Raw genomic sequence first — 17626 nt, 5'->3', positions numbered from 1 at the left:
AATAAAAATGGAATATATCAGAATTACAAGTATAGAAGATCCTTTATTTAACCAAATGCATCAATTAATGCAAGACGTATTCCCCCCAGAAGAAGTATTAGAATTCGACCTTTGGAAAGAACCTTTGGAAGACCCAGGAATCCGTGTTTTTGTTGCCGTTCATAATAGGAAAGTAATAGGTGCGACGGAGTACCGTTATTATGAGGATTTTAATGTTGCGATGACAGATTTTACGATCATTGGTCAGGCTGGACTCGGCATCGGTCCATTTTTAGCTAATAAGAGATTAGAAGATTTAATATACTTGGCCTCGATTAATGGCAATCGTTTATTTGGTATGTTTGCTGAAATTTACGATCCATATCGAGTAAAACACTATGAATTTGGCGGGGTTAAGCCTATGAATCCATATGTCCGCCGTGAAGTACTGTCTCATCTTGGTTACAAGCGTCTTGATTTCCCTTATGTCCACCCATCCTGGAACAATGATGGAGAGGCAGTAACAGGACTCGATCTTTGTTTTCTTCCAATGGAAGCTAGAGTCAATGAAGTACAAACAGAGCTGATTGTAAAATTTTTAAGACGTTATTACTCTGTCTTATCCAACAAACCGGAATCCTGGCATGCAATGATTGAGAACTTAAGAGCAAACGATAAGGCAGCACTATTACCAATTTAGTATAAAGGATATATCCAAAAGATATTGTGGACAAAAAGCCATGTTCATCCATGTAACGGAATATGGATATCAAAGAAACTGAAAACCCGCCATCGCACACACTCATATAGCACCTAAAGTGAAAAATAACCCCCTAGTTCTTAAAGGTCTTTGAAACATCCAAAAGCTTCGACGTAAATATGAAAACGCGTTCATATAATGGAAGAATTCGAAGGTTGACCCAAGTTCCACGAGTTTGTGGTTGGATCAAATAAAACCTTAAGAAGGAGCTTAGAAAAGAACATGGTAGATATTTTATTTGAGGAAAGCGGAAGCCATTCCGTCCATTATTATTGTATAGCAACTGAACATCATCGATATGACTTTTCTATCATATTTACAAATAATTTTTTTGGGAAAGCAATGGTCGTTTCTATTCAAAGTGGCACCATGGTCTTAATGTGCCATGAAGATATCGAAAACGACTGCTATTGGGCAGAAAAACTAGGAATCAATCCGATTGATGTTGATGAATGCCGGAACTTTTTTCAGATGACTTTATATCAGAAACTTTTCGTAAATCAATATTAAACTCTACTTTGAGCAGTACCCCTTATATCAAACTGAAAGGAGATTACTTATGATTCAACATGAATTAGTTATGAGCTCTTGTTATGGAACCATCCAAGAAGTCTCCATTGAAAATCATTCACGAATATATGAATGGGAACCTTTGTTTACCATAGAAACTGGTACAGGAAACCTTGAAACCATAAGTATTGGGATAAGTGGAGAAGTGTATTCTTTAGAAGTGCAAGAAGGTGATAAAGTAATTCCGGGAATGGTGCTTGCATTAATAAAAGAGGATTTGATTGCCAGTGGAAGTGACTAATTGATAATAGTTGTAGATAGGTCCGTTTATTATTTATCGAGCAAGAGGTTTTGGGATTCATGAATGGGCACTGTTCAGCGACTTGGTTTATTCCTAATAGCATTGTTTTATAATCTAAAAAACTTGAATTATTCTAATATATAAACCACACCTTCAAGTGAAGTGGTCATTTAAATCAATACCTTCATAACAAAGGGGGTAACACAATGATAAGAAAAATAGGCATTAGTGGCACAGGGAGAATCGGTCGGCTATTGATTAGAAAAATGTTATCCAATAAACATGATCAACTTAAATTAGTGGCGATTAATTCCATTTATCCTGTAGAAACAGTAGCTCATTTATTAAAATACGATACCATACACAGATCTTGGAATGCAGATATTTCAATACAAGATGGAAATCTCTTAATTAATGGTGATATTATTCAGATCGTTTCTGAACGTGAACCTGAGAGGATTCCATGGGGAACAATGGATATAGACATTGTGATTGATGCTACAGGAAAATTCAATGACCGCCAAGGGGCACAAAAGCATTTATCAGCTGGAGCATCTACTGTCATTGTTACTGCACCTGGTAAGAATATGGATTTTACGGTGGTTATGGGAGTGAATGATCATCTGTTAGATCTTTCGAAGCACACTATTTTATCCGCAGCCTCCTGCACGACTAACTGTGTTGCCCCTCTTTTAAGTATCATGGACCAATCTTTCCAAGTTAAAAGGGGATGGATGACCACTATTCACTCTTATACTTCTGACCAAAATCATTTAGATAACCCGCATAAAGATTTACGAAGAGCCCGCTCTTGTACTCAATCCATTGTTCCGACGACAACAGGAGTGGGTAAAGCACTTGTTGATGTTCTTCCGCATCTGGCTTCATGTATTGAAGGAATATCAATTCGTGTTCCTACACAGGATGTTTCACTAGTTGATCTCACTGTTCAAGTGGCCCGTGAGGTATCGCTTGACGAAGTGAAATCAGTATTTCATGCAGCAGCAAATGGAAAACTCTCTCATTATGTCGGCTATATTGAAGAGCCGTTAGTATCCTCCGATTTTATAGGGAATGAAAAGTCAGCGATTGTAGATGGACTTTCAATCATGACAGTGGAAAATCAAATTAAAATATTGGCCTGGTATGATAATGAATGGGCGTATGCTTGCAGGGTCATTGAGTTGGCTCAAGCAGTAAACGAAAGGATGGAGAAAATATGGAAATCCACAGTTGCTCTCAAGCATTAGGTACAGTTATATGTAAATACTGTGGAGAACTCATAGACACTGCCGATACGGAAAAAGTCATGACTTATTACTCTAACTGCAAGCAAGAACAATGCCTCAATCAAGATTCAGAATTTCAACGAGAGGAATTAAATTAAAAAGGAACAAGGTAGAATAATAGAGGTGTGTTGCAAAAAACATAAGCCGTAGAAACCAAAGTGAATATCACCATTTAAGAAGATACATTTTATTCGAATATTGACTTTATACCGAACTTTTCAAGATAAAAAACTAGGAAGTTCGGTATTTTTGTTTTTTATATTTGATAAAATAAACTAGAGATTTGAACCCAGAATCTTTTTATCTATCCAAAAAACAAAAATAACCAAATCCAAAATCTTTTTAGGAGTTAATTGTAAAAAATTTTAATTTCGGGAAAGGACTGAAACGATGAAATGTATTTCGATTGATTTAGACGGTACGTTATTGAATTCTCGACATGAAATATCCGAGGAGGATTTGAAAGCCTTAAAAGAACTGCAAGAAAAAGGCCATACGATCATTTTGAACACAGGTCGATCTTATGCAGATGTGGTAAAAATTAAACCTATACAAAACATGGAGGTTCCAATCTTTTGTTTAAATGGTTCCCTTTTATACTCGAAAACTAGAGAACTGTTGTACGAAGTTACTTTATCAATGTCTACATATAAAGAGATATTCTCCGCTTTGCAAAAATTAGGAGTAAGAATTCTCGTATATACAAATTATGGCGGTTTCCCTTCCACTTTACCTCCATTACATCATAAAAGTAATGAAGAGCTAGACACTCTTTTTCAAACATACAATTACGATGAAATTTTAAATCAAGACAATCTTAAAATCTATAAACTAATTGCATTGGTACAGTATGATCAACTAGAAAAAATTGAGGTAGTAAAAAAGACATTAGCTAATAAATTTGATGTTTCGATGGCTTCTTCTTTTCCTAATAACGTAGAAATCACTTCAAACGAAACACACAAAGGAAAGGCTATATTGCATTACCAACAGATGATGAATCTAGCCTTTGATGAGATTGTTGCTTTCGGAGATGGGGGCAACGACCTCGCCCAATTCGAGGTAGCAACCACTTCCGTTGCGATGGGTAATGCCCCTCTAAATATTCAACAAAAGGCAGATTTAATAACCAAAACAAATGATGAAGATGGATTCTCCCATGCAGTACGTCACCTTTTAGATTTACTGAATACACAAGAAGTCAAATCCGTGTTTTGAAATTATTTGATTCCGATGTTTTTCTAGTCGTTTTTTTGATAACATAAACAATTTCCCATAAAAAGTAATTATATTTATTATACAAAAAAAGCTTGTAGATTTAGACCCTTCAAAGGGACTTTGTCTATAAACTGAAGCAGTGAAGCAGCCAAATGGCTGCTTTTTTTATTATTTTTTCCTTTGCCTTCCGAATCGTAAAACAGCGCAGTCCGACTAACCTTCCAGCCCCTTAGTTTAATAATCTATAATCTCTTCTTTTAATAGGTTCGATTAGAAAACTACTATATATAATTAGGAAGAACCACGCCCATTATTCAACGAGTTTTGGAACAAAGAAGCTGAGTGTAGTATCTAAAAAATTGAACAAAAAAAAGCATCAGTAAAAGTGAACCGTACACTTTCACTGATATTTAAACGGCATTATATTTAATTTATTAAAAAACATCATGAATTAAAAGTTGATTAGCCCTTACATTTATTCTCAACCTACCCACGCCTTAAACGGTTTCAATTTTGTAAAGAAAAATCGATCGAGTAAAAATACTATAATAATAGATATACCAACTAACGGCATAATGACTCCCATCCCTAACATGATAAAGAACACCGTTCTAGTAATCTTTTTATCTTTTGGTTTTGACGGCGATCCTAATTTCCCTTCAGGCTTTCGAATTCGCCACATGATAAAGGAACTGACGATTAAGCCAATAAGCCCAATACAAACAATAAGTCCGATAATTTGATTGGCAAGTCCAAACAAACGTCCTTCATGTAGAGCTATTCCCATCGTAATGGCTTTCCCCATGAGCCCATAATCCTGGAAACGAACATCTGTTAAAACTGATCCACTATACTGATCCACATGTAATGTCGCATTATCTCCAGGTTTTGTATCAGACGTAGAGATCGTATAAACGCCCTTCTTATCTTGTGGCATGGATATCGTATAAGGTTTATTTATATTCTCGTTTTGGGCGATCAAAGTAACATCTTTAAGTGATATAGGCTCATATCCATTTGTAGACATCGGGACAGGTAAATTTTCTGCAGCCCAAGGAACATCTTCTGCCACATCTTTTGTTTTAAATGTTGACTCTGGTTTTTCTCCCCAGCTATTAGCAAATGGTGGATATCCAGTATTTGTTGAAGTTGCTAAGCGATTAATTTGCTCCCCCATAACTCCTGACCAAGGAAGTCCTGTTGCGATTAGTATCAATATAAACACCGATAACCAAAACGCTGGTACGGCATGCATATCTCGCCAAAACGTTCTTTCTTTCGATTTGAATCTTGGGAGAATAATTCCCCAGATGGAGGCTCTATTTCGTGGCCACCAGATATACAACCCTGTGATGAGCAAAATAACTGCCCAACACGCAGCTAATTCAACCAGTCGATTTGCAACAGTACCGCCAATCATTAATTCACTGTGTAGCTTCTTAAACTGCTCTGTAAATTTTTCATCATTATTCAACGAACCTGCTATTTTCCCGTTGTAAGGATCCACAAAAACAGATGACATTTGACCGTTTTCCATTAAGCTTATTTCAGTTGTTCGAGACGGCTCATCATAAAATTTCACGGAAGTAACGGTCCCGTCAGGATATGCTTCCTTCACTTTAGCTACTTGTGTAGATGAAGATAAGGGTGAGTTATCAACCTCTTGAACAAAATATAAATCTTCATAAATTATATTCTCAATTTGTGGTTTGAATAAGTAAACTGCCCCACTAAAAGCAAGAATAATAAGAAATGGCGCAAAAATAAGCCCGGCATAAAAGTGCCATCTCCAAACAATTTGATAGATAGAGGCTTTCGTTTGCTTTTCAGTATTTTTTTCTTGATTTTGTATTGGTTGATCTATTTTCACAGCTTCCATAGTACAAGCTCCTTTTATTTTTTAGAGTGGCAACAGGTTTTTCCATTCATTTCTTCATTTATAACTTTTATGGCTTCTTCAAAATGGTAGATACTACCGCCAAACCCCAATTGAAATTGCTTAGCCTGTTTAATAGAGTCAAAAGTTAAGACTTGTGGTTGACAGTAATTTAGATTAAGATCTGCATTTAAAAGAAAAGTAGCCATTTTTGCACTTATCGTTGTCTCCTTTAAAAAGTCATAACAAATGATTTGAGAAACCTCTTTTTCTATAGCCTGGTAGCGAAGTAGACCACAATGAGCGCAACAGGTATGTTCAACCCGTTGATTTAGTTTGATGAGTTGAACAGATAATCTCGTGTTAGAATTTTTACTGCAATAAGTACAAATATTAGAAGAAATATAGAGTTGAGGGGTACTAGTAATTCCATTTGATGTTTTTATCACTTTCTGTTGCTCAATTAATGGCTTTAAGTCACGATAGACGGTCATTTCAGACACATCTAATCTTTTGCTGATTTCAGAAACCCTCAAAGTCTCTTCTTGTTCTAACCATGTTAAAATTTGTTGTTGTCGCTCAATTGGTAACATCTGTTTTCTCCTACTCCTTTTGGATAAAGTTTTAAAATTCAAGCTTAAAAAATCAAATTTATCCTTGATGCTATTGATCTTCCTATTATTAATGGGTTTGATAAAGTGTCATCGATTTAAATTAATAATAATCGGATCTACGTATTAAGTATTGTATAAAACGGAAAAATGTTTGAAAATGTTGAAAATTAACAATATTTTCAATAATTGATTATATTATTTAAATGTGTGAAAAGAATGAAGACTATTAAAGTTCCTTAAACGAAGGTTAACAGTACGATTTTTTGGTATACAAAAGAGGCCACCCATAGTCAATGAAATGACTTTTGAGTGGCCTCTTTTGTATCTGTTTTACTGAATTTCAAATGGAATATAAGTCTACTATCAATCAAGTAATCATTTCTTTGTAGCTATTTGGATTCACTTTACTTACAGTAAAATCAGCTATATCAACTTGGTAGTAATTTGATAATTTATCTAACATTATATCTAATTCTTTATTGCTATATAAACCTACTATTACTTCATTTAAAATAACTGTATTGTTTCTTTTCATTTTATTTTCCTCCTTTTGATTGATTAATTTTCATCTTTCATTTGCATTTTAGTTCTGACGGAAATGAACATTATATGCCTCATGGAATTGGATTTACTTAAACGCAGTGACTTCTCACTTTTCCTCATAGCATGCCCCTCCAAATTCGTTGCGTAGTGCGGCTACCTCTTTCCCTGTAAATTTCTAATGAACGATAGCGCATCAATGACATGGCGATGACGGGAGTGGGCTGTTTGTAAATCAGTTTCGGCCGTCCATTTTCCATCTCAAGTAGAATTCCTTATCTACTCTATGAGTTTCTTCTAATTTTGCATCTTTAGAAAATGCTCTTTCCGTTAAAACCATAGGCCCTGGATGAATAACCGAACCGTTTTTTCCATACTCTTGCTACATTCTCATAGTCATACTCGAATTCCCTTTTTTCTAATAATTCCAATCCTTCCCCAATGTCATCCATTTCGTAATCAATCCCATTGTGGGTCCTATTCAAGAAGTGACCGCTCCCTGCTTTTCCTGCATATAAATATCCATTTTCTACAGCTATATCTCTGAAAATGGGCTCTACTATGCGCCAAGCTTCAAGGTCTCCTCCAATCATGAAACAAGCACCTTTTCGAGCACTTTCCTTTCCTTCAGAGTTCACGACATCCATAATGCTCACACCATATCTCTTTAGTCTGTTGTACCGGCGAATGGTATCCTTATAGTAAGAATTTCCAGATTCAATTAAAATATCGCCAATATTCAAAAACGGTGTCACTTCACTAATTACTAAATCAACTGCATCTGGAGGAACCATAAGCCAAATGATTCGAGGTTGCTCTAATGATTTAATGAGTTCCACTATATTAGTTGTTCCCTTAGCTCCGTATCTTTCCATTTCTTCTACAGCACCGGAATCTAAATCATAGGCGACAACGTCGTGGTTTTCTTTAATTAGGTTTTGACCTAAGTTTAATCCCATTTTTCCTAAACCAATTAATCCTACTTTCATCGTGATGGCCTCCTTTTTAGAATAGTGGACTTCTAATTTGCGCGTTTCTTTATCCATATTGGTAACTTCGTTAGTTTTAATTAGTATAAAAATTCATCTTATTATCTAAAGCCCTGTTGCTCTAAATAAAACAAAGGTCACATTATGCATTTCCGACGTTTTAGGATATTTAAACACATTCTTGTCTAAAAATTTATTACGTAGAAAAGTCATTTAATCCCCCCTGTATTCGTTCTTTATTGTAAAATTGTGGTATAGTAGTATCTAATGGATGTACCAAGTAATAGTTCTTGTGGTGATGATCCTCTATGTATATAAAAGTATATTATCTATATTTTTTAATTGTAAGTACGCACTTTTTTATTATATAGTATTATAAAGTACACTATAAATTTATGAGCTGGAGGGAAAATAAATGGGACATCTGCGTGACAAGACGTTTTACTGCGAAAAAGAATTGACACTTTCTATTATTGGCGGTAAATGGAAAATGCTTATTATGTGGCATCTGGGCAAAGAAGGAACCAAGCGATTTGGGGAACTAAAATCTATGATTCCTGAAATTACGCAGAGAATGCTCGCGAGTCAATTGCGAGAGCTGGAAGAAGACCTCATCGTCCACCGTGAAGTCTACCCTGTTGTTCCACCAAAAGTTGAATATTCTCTGACCAAAAGAGGAGAAAGTTTGATGCCAATTCTTGAATCCATGTATGACTGGGGCAGTGAGTATATGGAGACAGTCTTGAATAACCAAGCAGAGAGAAAAGAAGAGTCCCTCTAGTAGAAAAAAGCTTCCCTCATGGAGGATTAGAAAATAATCCTTTACGCCTCCTTTTTGAAAGCGCTGTCTTTGTTATGGACGGATTAAGGAAAATAACTTTAATTAGATAAGTTGGACACTAAAAACACATGGAGAAACCTTTATAAAGGTTTCTCCATGTGTTTTTTTATCCTGTTAACCCATATCGGCGGACAGTATGATACGAACCCTATTGAATTAGATCAGTTGCTTGCTGATCACTTTACAGTCTATTTGATTGCTGGTAAGAAGAAGTATCACGATTTTCTTTTTGAATCACATTTCCCTTTAACAACTTCTACATAATAGTGCTCGAAACACAACCTTCAACGAATTTTCAAAAAAGTAACTCTAGATATATTTTATATAGCTTCCCTTCTTCAATTTACACATAGTATACTTTTAAACACTATATGATAAAAAAGTGTGTACTTCTCATTTAAATAATTAGAGATTACAATAAATGTAGTATCAAACAAAAATTATTTAAGGAGTGAAGTATTTATGAAACTTCAATTAGCATTAGATCTTGTAAACATCCCACAGGCAATAGAAGTAGTGAGAGAAGTAGAGCAATTTGTCGATGTGGTAGAAATTGGAACTCCGGTTGTCATTAATGAAGGTCTTAGAGCAGTAAAAGAAGTTAGTGCAGCATTCCCTAATTTAACYGTAYTGGCTGACCTGAAAATTATGGATGCTGGCGGATATGAAGTCATGAAAGCATCTGAAGCTGGTGCTTCTATCATCACAGTTCTTGGTGCGACGGATGATGCAACAATCAAAGGTGCAGTGGAAGAAGCTAAAAAACAAGGAACACAAATTCTTGTTGATATGATYAATGTAAAAGATATCGCAAAACGTGCAGCCGAAATTGATGCACTKGGCGTTGATTATATTTGTGTGCATACAGGGTACGATCTTCAGGCTAAAGGAGAAAACTCATTTGAACAACTTCAAACAATCAAACGCGTTGTAAAGAATGCGAAAACTGCGGTAGCAGGCGGAATTAAATTAGATACATTGCCGGAAGTCATTRAAGCACAGCCTGATCTTGTCATTGTAGGCGGTGGYATTACTGGACAAGATAATAAAAAAGCAGTAGCYGSKAAAATGCAAGAATTAATTAAACAAGCGACTTWTGCTTAAGAAAGGTATGTGAATTATGAARACTACTCAATACTTAGCTGAAATTGARAAYGAATTAAATCGGACAATCGAATTAATATCTGAAGATGAAGCTGAAAAATTGGTGGATCAMATACTTAAATCCAAGAAAATCTTTGTGGCTGGTGCAGGTCGTTCTGGGTTTATGGCCAAGTCTTTTGTTATGCGCATGATGCACATGGGGTTAGATGCCTTTGTAGTAGGAGAAACGGTAACCCCTGGTTTAGAAAAAGATGATATTTTAATTATCGCTTCTGGTTCAGGAGAGACAAAAAGTTTAGTGTCAATGGCGGAGAAGGCTAAAGGTTTAGAAGCAACTGTCGCAATTGTCACCATTTCCCCTGATTCGACCATTGGAAAAATAAGCGATTTAGCTATTAAAATACCTGCCAAACCTAAGGCTGGTGCAGACAGTGACTACAAAACTATACAGCCTATGGGGTCTTTATTCGAGCAAAGTCTCTTGTTATTATTCGATTCTGTCATATTAAGAGTGATGGAGCAAAAGGAATTAGGCGGCCAAACTATGTTTGGAAGACATGCAAATCTAGAGTAGGGTAGGCTAGGTGTTATGCTTATACTTCTAAATGCATGACTAGTAATTTATAAAAAATAGAACATACTAAATCAGAGTTTGGTAGAAAATCTTTAGACAGAAACATAATATCTAAAAAGAGCTGTCGAATTAGAGATTCAAATGCCTTCCCAAATTTATGTATGAGTCAATATCATTCTGGGCAGATTTCACCATTAGGTGAAGCTGCCTTTTTTGTATAAAGGTAAAATATTTGTTATTCTATTATTTTTATTATACATTGTCCATGTTTACCTTTATTGTTTTGCTAATATAAATCACCTTGAAAAATAACAAATTGAAAGAGCTTCTTTTGAAAAAAGATTATCATAACATGCTGTTAACATATTCAATTGAATCGTTCTTTTATAAAAAAGTTTGCTTTTACAGTAGAAGATATTAATATAGCAATTAACAATTACCAGAAAAAGGAATTGAGTTTTTATCCCCTCACCTACGATCAACACTAGTAGTTGGACGTATGATTTTATTCTATGGACCTAATAGTGAATTGCTACAATTGGTAGAACGATCGGAACGCTGTATTGATGAAATGACTATAAATCCATGTATCATACATTAAAGCAACCTCAGTTTTTGTATTTAATTAGTATGAACGATTGGGATAAACACTATTCCAATAACGACAAAACATTCCTGTAAGATTTAACAAAGGTAATGTCACAGTGCGAATACACTACGCTTTTTGAACTCCCTCAGAAAACCTTCTCCAAGCCAGTAGCCGATGCTCCCAATCTTACTTGCCTTGTTTATTTCATTATATCCGATAGTTCCTGCTATTACACCTCTATAAATGATAGCAACTGACTTTGGATACCCTCCAGTTTCTAAACCCATATGGAGATGGATTTGCCTCGAAGCGAATAGTCAAAATTCTTTTAGAGAAATTGAGTGCTGATAAAAATATGATGATAAATTGCCCAACCCTCTCATCCAAATTTTTATCATTTATTAAACAGCTTCATCGTTAGAAAGAATGAAAAATAAAAAAAGAAGCCTAACACTCTTTAAGAGATTGTAGGCTTTTCCTAATTCTTCTTATATCTTAAATTTTAAAATGATTCACTTCCATTTTAAGACTCTCGGCCAAGGTTGCTAGTACTTGAGCGCCTTCAGAAATCTGTTCAGTCGCTGCATGCTATCCTTCAGTTGCAGAATTAGCATCAAATAACTTCTATGTAAGTAGTTATATGGTGGCCACTCACCTAATCAGTAGCCTCTATATTTATTTTGAAAAGATGATTTACTTTCCTTGTACTTTTAATAGTTCATCTTATTTAGAAACATAAGCTACTTCTTTATATTTTCTAATGCTCTATAAGCATTTGCTTCTCCTGAACCAAATAAAGCATCTTGTCCTTTCTTTCCATAGTCAAGAGCCGTTTGCTTAATACGTGCTGTAACTTGGGCAGGTTTATACTCAGGATGAGCTGCCTTAATAACTCCTGCAATTCCAGCTACTTGAGGAGTGGCCATAGAAGTACCAGCATTAAAATTATATGAAGTACCTAAATAGGTAGGCCAAGTACTTAGGATTAAGTTACATGGATCAGCCGCCGCAGGATCATTAGTTTCTGCATATTTAGGCCCATAATCTCCTCCAGGAGCTGCCACGTCAATAGCACTGTTTCCATAATTAGAGTAGAAAGCAAGCTGTTGAGTTGACCATTTTGTGGAGGCAGATACATTAATAACTCCTGGCATTTGTGCTGGTACTACAGTTGCAGGCCCTTTCACGCTCATTCCATATGGTTCATACATTTTATTTAAAAATTCGTTTACTTCCTTCTTGTCATCTAAATTTAAACTTTCATTACCACTACCGGCTACTACAGTTACTCCATTCTTTACTGCATATTGAATTGCTCTCTTCCAAAGTAACGTTTCAGCGACTGATTTATAACTTTCTCCCTCAATTGTCATTTTGGTATTATTATAGAAACGAAGAGACATATTAATAACATCTACCTTGTCATTTGTTGCTGCAATAATTCCATCTATAATCCAAGCTGGTAATCCAAGGGCTTGCTCTGAGTATAATACGCGATAGGATCGGATTCCTAAATCTGGTCCTACACCGCTTACTTTACCATTTGCTCCAATGATCCCGGCAACGTGAGTACCGTGCCCATTGCGATCTTTTATATCAGTAGGATCACCTGTTTCAGATTCATCCATTCCAGCAGGAACAAGATTACGTCCACCTATTATATTATTCTTTAAGTCAGGATGAGACTCATCAATTCCAGTATCAATCACTCCCACCACTGCTTTATGAGTAATACTACCATCTTTATTTTTATATCCGCCTGTTTCTAAATCATATGATTTCCCGTCGTTGGTCACCCTTTGAATATCCCATTGGGAGTCCCAATAACTCTCTGAATTTTGCTGGCTGATGATACTAGACTCATAGTTATAAGGGCTGACTGCTGTTTTGTCTAAGGTTAGAGGAATTTCTCTGTTAGCAGCTTCTATTGAAGAATTACCTTTTAGGTTTTTAAGAAAAGAAGGCTCGTCAGATTGAGCTTCTATTCCTCCAACCTCGGGAAGAACTTTGGTTACTTTACCACCAGCTTTCCGTATTACCTCTTGATAATTCTCTGGTAATCCACTTTTAAAAGCTATTGCGTATGTGTCATTCATCCCCTGATTTTGACTCTTAGCTTGGGTAGGAACACCACCAACGGACAGTATCCCTGCTCCTACTGCAATCGAAAGTACCGTATGTAGAATTTTCTTTTTCATATGTCTCCTCCTATATATGGAAAATATTCATCATATACTATCTTAATATACAACAACTTAAATTCCAAGTTTTCCTAATAAATCTCATATTATTGAAATAAAGAATAAATATTTTTAATAAATAAAAGAGCAGCGTCCCGTGATAAAGCTCGGAATACTCCTCTCATTATTATTGTGATGAACGCAGTATTATTTAGATAAAATTAAAAAAGCTCTGTAGTCGAGATTTTATGGTCTCAACAGTATCCACTACTTTTTCTACGTAATCAAGCCATCCAAGCCATTCTTTGAGATAAGGTTTTGAACTAATGATCAAATTGAAAAACTCTTCAGCGTCACCCACATTGAATAACCTCAAAGATACTTCGTCATCGATTTTATGTATTATCAAAAATTCTCCTCTGACTTATTGCTCCTATCAATTCTACACAATAATTATTCTATTATCCTTCTTCAACTAAACTGCCCCGATAGTTGCATAAGAATAAGCTGTCTTAAAGACAGCTCCAATCCCGTTAGTGAAAACAACAAGTTATTAATCTTAATTATTTTCTTGTTTTAATAAAAATAAAAGACGGTCTTCGGCTTTCATTAATTAATTTCGGCATTTGCTCTAATCCAGTAGGGATTGATTGTGGTTCAATTATCTTTTCCAATACAAATCCATTATTTATAAGTGTATTTATTAAAGTTGAAATGGTTCTATGATATTTAATCACACCGTTAATATACCAATGTTCTTCCCTTTTCCCTTCTTCTTGGTAATTATCTAATGCCCAATGTAATTTAATCCCTTCATTATCCTTAACCCAATTATCCATCTCTTTTCGAGCTGTTACTATTGGATGTTCTGTTGAAAAGATAAATTCGCCGTTCTTTTTAATAATCCACTAATCTTCTTAATTAGGTTTGAGTAATCTTCTATGTAATGAATAGCCAAAGAACTTATGATTAAGTCGAATTTTTAATTTGGTAGATCCAAGTCTTCTATTGGTATACATATATAATCTATTTTCTCGTGATTGTTATCTTTTTTTGCCTGTTCAATCATATTTCTTGAAATGTCTACACCTATAACTTTCGAAGCACCGTTTTCTATACAATAACTTGAAAAATGACCAGTTCCACAACCTAAATCTAATATTGATTTTCCATGGCTGTTCAACAAAATCATTATAGGTAACTCCACCCTCACGTAAAGACGTATATCCATTAAAGAAAATCTGATTATCATAAATATTTTGTTTCATTCATTTCCTCCTACTGATCTAGCATTAATCTACTAATATTAATACTCGGAACAAATTAAAAAGACCTCTTTTTGAACTGCACCCCAATTGTTAGATCATCAGCAGTAGCAGGTCTGCAATGTGATATTCAATTTGAAAACCTTCTTTCAAAAATTATTGTCGATATGCGGAATCACTATTTATCGTTTCAGCAACCGTCATTAGTTTTTTCATGCCTGTTTGCAGCTGTATTTCGTTTGCATACGAAAAGCTCAGTCTAATCCACGATCTAAGGGCTTGATCTGGATCACATATAGATCCCGGCACGAAGGAAATGGACTGTTCCAAACAGGCATCAAGGAGCTTTTCAACTGAAATTTGTTCTGGAAGTTCCACCCACAAGTTTAATCCTCCTGATGGATCTGTCCATTTCCATGACGTTGCAGCCAGTTCATTTCTCATTACTTCTTTCCTTAAAAATAGAGCTGTTCGCAATTTCTCCAAGTGAATCTGCATTCGTTCCGAGAAAAAATAGTGCAGGAACATTTTTTGATTAATAAGGGCCGTCCCGTTGTCAGCGAGTGACTTTGAAGTAATCAAGTGGCTCATTAGCGGATGACGGCAAGCTACAGCTGCAACACGCAATCCAGGCGAAACGTATTTACTAAAGCTGCGGATATAGATAACATAGCCATCGGTATCATACGAATAAATCGGGAATGGAGGAGCCTTATCAAAATAAATATCCCTGAAAGGATCATCTTCAACGATGACACATTGATACTTTTCTGCAAGTTCCACCAGCTGTTTTCTTTGCAGAGCAGAAATGGTGCAGCCTGTTGGATTATTGAAGGTTGGATTTGTATAGAAAAACCGCGGTTTATCTTTTTTTAAGATATGTTCTAGCTGATTCAGATCGTAACCACCCTGCCCAATCTCAATCCCAATAATACGCGCACCATATTGCCTGAAAATATCAATAGCTGAGCTGTATGTAGGCCTCTCAACTAATACTGTATCATTCGCCCTGAGCAGAACCTTTGCCACGAGATCAATGGCCTGTTGAGCACCTGAAGTAATTAACAGCTCATCAATCGGTGCAAAAAAATGGTGCGTCTTGTAAAAGTAGTCTGAAAGGGCTGTCCTCAATTCCTCATCCCCTTGAACAGTCGAATAGGTGCCAAGCACTTTGGGATAGAGGGTAAAAACCTTTTTGACATATTCAGATAAATAAGAATTCGGCAGGAGATTCGGATCAATAAGGGCTTGAGAGAATTGATAGTCAACAACCACCTGATGGATCGATGACAACAGGTTGCTATAAGGATAGTCAGCGATTTCTGGCAGCTGAGATTCAATCATAGAAAAAGATGGATCTTCAGGCTGAACAAAGTACCCTGATTTTTCCTTTGCGTATATCTTTTTATGTTCTTTTAGTAATTGATAAGCTCTTAGAACAGTCAACCGATTTACATTCAGTTCCTCCGCCATTCTTCTTACAGAAGGCAGTTTCTCATGTTCCTTCCATTCTTTACGATCAATTTTGGCAAGAACCAAATCATAAATCTGCTTATAAAGCTCTGAGGATTTTATCTTCACATGAATTCCCCCCAATATCAGTTTAGCACCAAGGTTTGCGATCTGTTCTACCTACAATGAATCTGTTCTATTTCCCGTCCTATATGATGAGTAGCAAGGAGGGATTTACATGATTATCTTTAACTATATTTGTATGTGCTTGATTTTTGGGACAACATTCCTGGCAATAAAAATAGGAGTAGACGAAGGGCTTCCTCCCTTTTTTTCAGCAGGGATCCGATTTTTCATGGCAGGAATCCTTCTATTTTTAATGATGTCGCTGCGAAAAAAAGCAAATCTGGCTGTTCTTTTTTCTAAAGAATCATTCATCACAGGAAGTACGTTAACATTCGGAACGTTTGCTACGCTATATTGGGCGGAACAGTACGTTGCTTCCGGAGTTGGTGCTATCCTGTCTGCAACGGGACCAATTATGATTTTGCTGATTCAAACAATGGTCTTACACGTTAAGTTATCTATAAGAACGTTTGTAGGATGTGCAGTCAGCTTGATTGGAGTGGCTCTGCTCCTTATGCCGAATCTGACTGTTTCCTACGATTCAATATGGCTGATCGCCTGCTTCCTTATTCTGCTTGGTCAAGTGGGTTATGCAGCAGGAACGATCTATTCCAAAAAGGTGTCAGAGCGTTTTTCAGGCACCTCACCTATTATGCTGAATGCTACTCAAATGATTTACGGCGGTGCATTGCTTCTGCTGCTGTCTTTGACATCTGAGCAGATAAACATAGGAGATCTTGCAAATAAGAATGCAATAGGATCGATCGTGTACTTGACCGTTTTTGGCTCTATGATTGCCCATACCATATACTATTGGCTTGTTTCAAAAACGGACCCGATATTTCCGTCCACATGGCTCTACATCTCCCCCATCATTGCCTTAGGACTTGGGAAGGTCTTGTATCAGGAAAAGATAACATGGCTCATGTTTTTCGGGGGAATCACGATCATTGCAGGATTAATTGTGATTAATTCTAAGGCCTTAATCACCCATTTTGCAAATAAGTGCCGTACTGATTCCGTTAAGAGTGAAAGTTACCGCGCTAATAAGGCTTAATGTTCAAGTCTCACATATAAAAAGCGTTAGAATCCTATTATGTAACTTTAGGTGATAATTTGCACTTATTTTATGTGCTATTTTGCACGTAAAAGAATCAACTGTAGGGATTGATAAAAAGGTCCTCCTGAACCCCCATATTAGCGTAAATAAAAAGAATCCATTTTGGAAAAAGATGAACAGCTCCCTGTCAAGTAGACAGTGGAAATAATAAAAAAGCTTTAAGCGACTTGAGCCCTGTATTCCAATGGGCTTAAGCCGTTTAATCTTTCTTGGTAACGTTCGTTATTGTAAAACTGGATATAATCATTTACCGCTTGTTGTAACGCTTCAAATGTCTCATACTTATGTAAGTAATACTT

18 protein-coding genes and 2 pseudogenes are annotated in these 17626 nt (G+C 36.0%); 11 read left to right on the top strand and 9 right to left on the bottom strand.

Features of this window, described 5'->3' with window-relative positions; genetic code table 11:
• Positions 1–7: 7 nt before the first annotated feature.
• The 6 genes from AC1DUW_RS08505 to AC1DUW_RS08480 all read left to right on the top strand — a co-directional run bounded on the left by AC1DUW_RS08505 (position 8) and on the right by AC1DUW_RS08480 (position 4057).
• Entirely contained in the window at positions 8–679 is a 672-nt protein-coding gene (locus tag AC1DUW_RS08505) for a GNAT family N-acetyltransferase (protein WP_477642334.1), read from the top strand.
• Between the two features lie 282 nt (positions 680–961).
• Entirely contained in the window at positions 962–1249 is a 288-nt protein-coding gene (locus AC1DUW_RS08500) for an SAV0927 family protein (protein WP_340454649.1), read from the top strand.
• A 49-nt stretch (positions 1250–1298) separates the two neighbouring features.
• Complete coding sequence (locus AC1DUW_RS08495) at positions 1299–1550, top strand: biotin/lipoyl attachment domain-containing protein (protein WP_477642333.1); 252 nt, start codon at positions 1299–1301, stop codon at positions 1548–1550.
• Positions 1551–1756: 206 nt separating this feature from the next.
• Positions 1757–2800, top strand: a complete 1044-nt coding sequence (gene gap, locus AC1DUW_RS08490) for a type I glyceraldehyde-3-phosphate dehydrogenase (protein WP_477642332.1) — start codon at positions 1757–1759, stop codon at positions 2798–2800.
• Positions 2770–2937, top strand: coding sequence for a GapA-binding peptide SR1P (locus tag AC1DUW_RS08485; protein WP_477642331.1), 168 nt, complete (start codon positions 2770–2772; stop codon positions 2935–2937). The genes gap and AC1DUW_RS08485 overlap by 31 nt, the downstream gene beginning before the upstream one ends.
• A 292-nt stretch (positions 2938–3229) precedes the next feature.
• Positions 3230–4057 (top strand): HAD family hydrolase, encoded by an 828-nt coding sequence (locus AC1DUW_RS08480; RefSeq protein WP_477642330.1) that lies wholly within the window; start codon positions 3230–3232, stop codon positions 4055–4057.
• 481 nt (positions 4058–4538) lie between these two features.
• On the opposite strand, the gene AC1DUW_RS08475 is transcribed toward AC1DUW_RS08480, so the two are convergent.
• The 4 genes and pseudogenes from AC1DUW_RS08475 to gnd all read right to left on the bottom strand — a co-directional run bounded on the left by AC1DUW_RS08475 (position 4539) and on the right by gnd (position 8076).
• Positions 4539–5936: a PepSY-associated TM helix domain-containing protein gene (locus AC1DUW_RS08475; protein ID WP_477642329.1), complete on the bottom strand. Its 1398-nt coding sequence runs from the start codon at positions 5934–5936 to the stop codon at positions 4539–4541.
• Between the two features lie 14 nt (positions 5937–5950).
• A complete protein-coding gene (locus AC1DUW_RS08470; protein ID WP_477642328.1) occupies positions 5951–6526 on the bottom strand; it encodes a DeoR family transcriptional regulator in 576 nt (191 codons plus the stop codon).
• Between the two features lie 388 nt (positions 6527–6914).
• Positions 6915–7082 (bottom strand): hypothetical protein, encoded by a 168-nt coding sequence (locus AC1DUW_RS08465; protein ID WP_340454640.1) that lies wholly within the window; start codon positions 7080–7082, stop codon positions 6915–6917.
• Positions 7083–7196: 114 nt separating this feature from the next.
• Positions 7197–8076, bottom strand: a pseudogene (gene gnd / locus AC1DUW_RS08460) (phosphogluconate dehydrogenase (NAD(+)-dependent, decarboxylating)).
• A gap of 415 nt (positions 8077–8491) precedes the next feature.
• Here gnd and hxlR point away from each other — a divergent pair.
• The 4 genes from hxlR (at position 8492) to hxlB (ending at position 10595) form a co-directional block, all read left to right on the top strand.
• On the top strand, positions 8492–8857 hold the full coding sequence (gene hxlR / locus AC1DUW_RS08455) for a transcriptional activator HxlR (protein ID WP_340454639.1): 366 nt from the start codon (positions 8492–8494) through the stop codon (positions 8855–8857).
• Positions 8858–9013: 156 nt separating this feature from the next.
• A complete protein-coding gene (locus AC1DUW_RS08450; protein ID WP_340454638.1) occupies positions 9014–9181 on the top strand; it encodes a hypothetical protein in 168 nt (55 codons plus the stop codon).
• Between the two features lie 198 nt (positions 9182–9379).
• Positions 9380–10021: a 3-hexulose-6-phosphate synthase gene (hxlA, locus tag AC1DUW_RS08445; protein WP_477642327.1), complete on the top strand. Its 642-nt coding sequence runs from the start codon at positions 9380–9382 to the stop codon at positions 10019–10021.
• Positions 10022–10037: 16 nt separating this feature from the next.
• On the top strand, positions 10038–10595 hold the full coding sequence (gene hxlB, locus AC1DUW_RS08440) for a 6-phospho-3-hexuloisomerase (RefSeq protein WP_477642326.1): 558 nt from the start codon (positions 10038–10040) through the stop codon (positions 10593–10595).
• 699 nt (positions 10596–11294) lie between these two features.
• Here the strand turns inward: hxlB and AC1DUW_RS08435 are convergent.
• The 4 genes and pseudogenes from AC1DUW_RS08435 to AC1DUW_RS08420 all read right to left on the bottom strand — a co-directional run bounded on the left by AC1DUW_RS08435 (position 11295) and on the right by AC1DUW_RS08420 (position 16216).
• The gene (locus tag AC1DUW_RS08435) at positions 11295–11471 is read right to left on the bottom strand and encodes a hypothetical protein (protein ID WP_477642325.1); all 177 of its coding nucleotides are present in this window, start codon (positions 11469–11471) and stop codon (positions 11295–11297) included.
• 453 nt (positions 11472–11924) lie between these two features.
• Positions 11925–13382, bottom strand: a complete 1458-nt coding sequence (locus tag AC1DUW_RS08430) for a S8 family serine peptidase (protein ID WP_477642324.1) — start codon at positions 13380–13382, stop codon at positions 11925–11927.
• A gap of 545 nt (positions 13383–13927) precedes the next feature.
• Positions 13928–14632: pseudogene (locus AC1DUW_RS08425) on the bottom strand (class I SAM-dependent methyltransferase).
• Between the two features lie 153 nt (positions 14633–14785).
• Positions 14786–16216, bottom strand: a complete 1431-nt coding sequence (locus AC1DUW_RS08420; RefSeq protein ID WP_477642345.1) for an aminotransferase-like domain-containing protein — start codon at positions 16214–16216, stop codon at positions 14786–14788.
• A 103-nt stretch (positions 16217–16319) separates the two neighbouring features.
• On the opposite strand from AC1DUW_RS08420, the gene AC1DUW_RS08415 reads away from it, so the two are divergent.
• Positions 16320–17264, top strand: a complete 945-nt coding sequence (locus AC1DUW_RS08415; protein ID WP_477642323.1) for a DMT family transporter — start codon at positions 16320–16322, stop codon at positions 17262–17264.
• Between the two features lie 221 nt (positions 17265–17485).
• Here the strand turns inward: AC1DUW_RS08415 and AC1DUW_RS08410 are convergent.
• Positions 17486–17626 (bottom strand): IS3 family transposase (locus AC1DUW_RS08410; RefSeq protein WP_477642344.1); only part of this gene is annotated, 141 nt, incomplete at its 5' end.

The organism is Peribacillus sp. P4_C12 (genome assembly GCF_056402095.1).
Note: the sequence above shows the minus strand (reverse complement) of the source record. Positions and strands in the feature narration are given on the sequence as shown.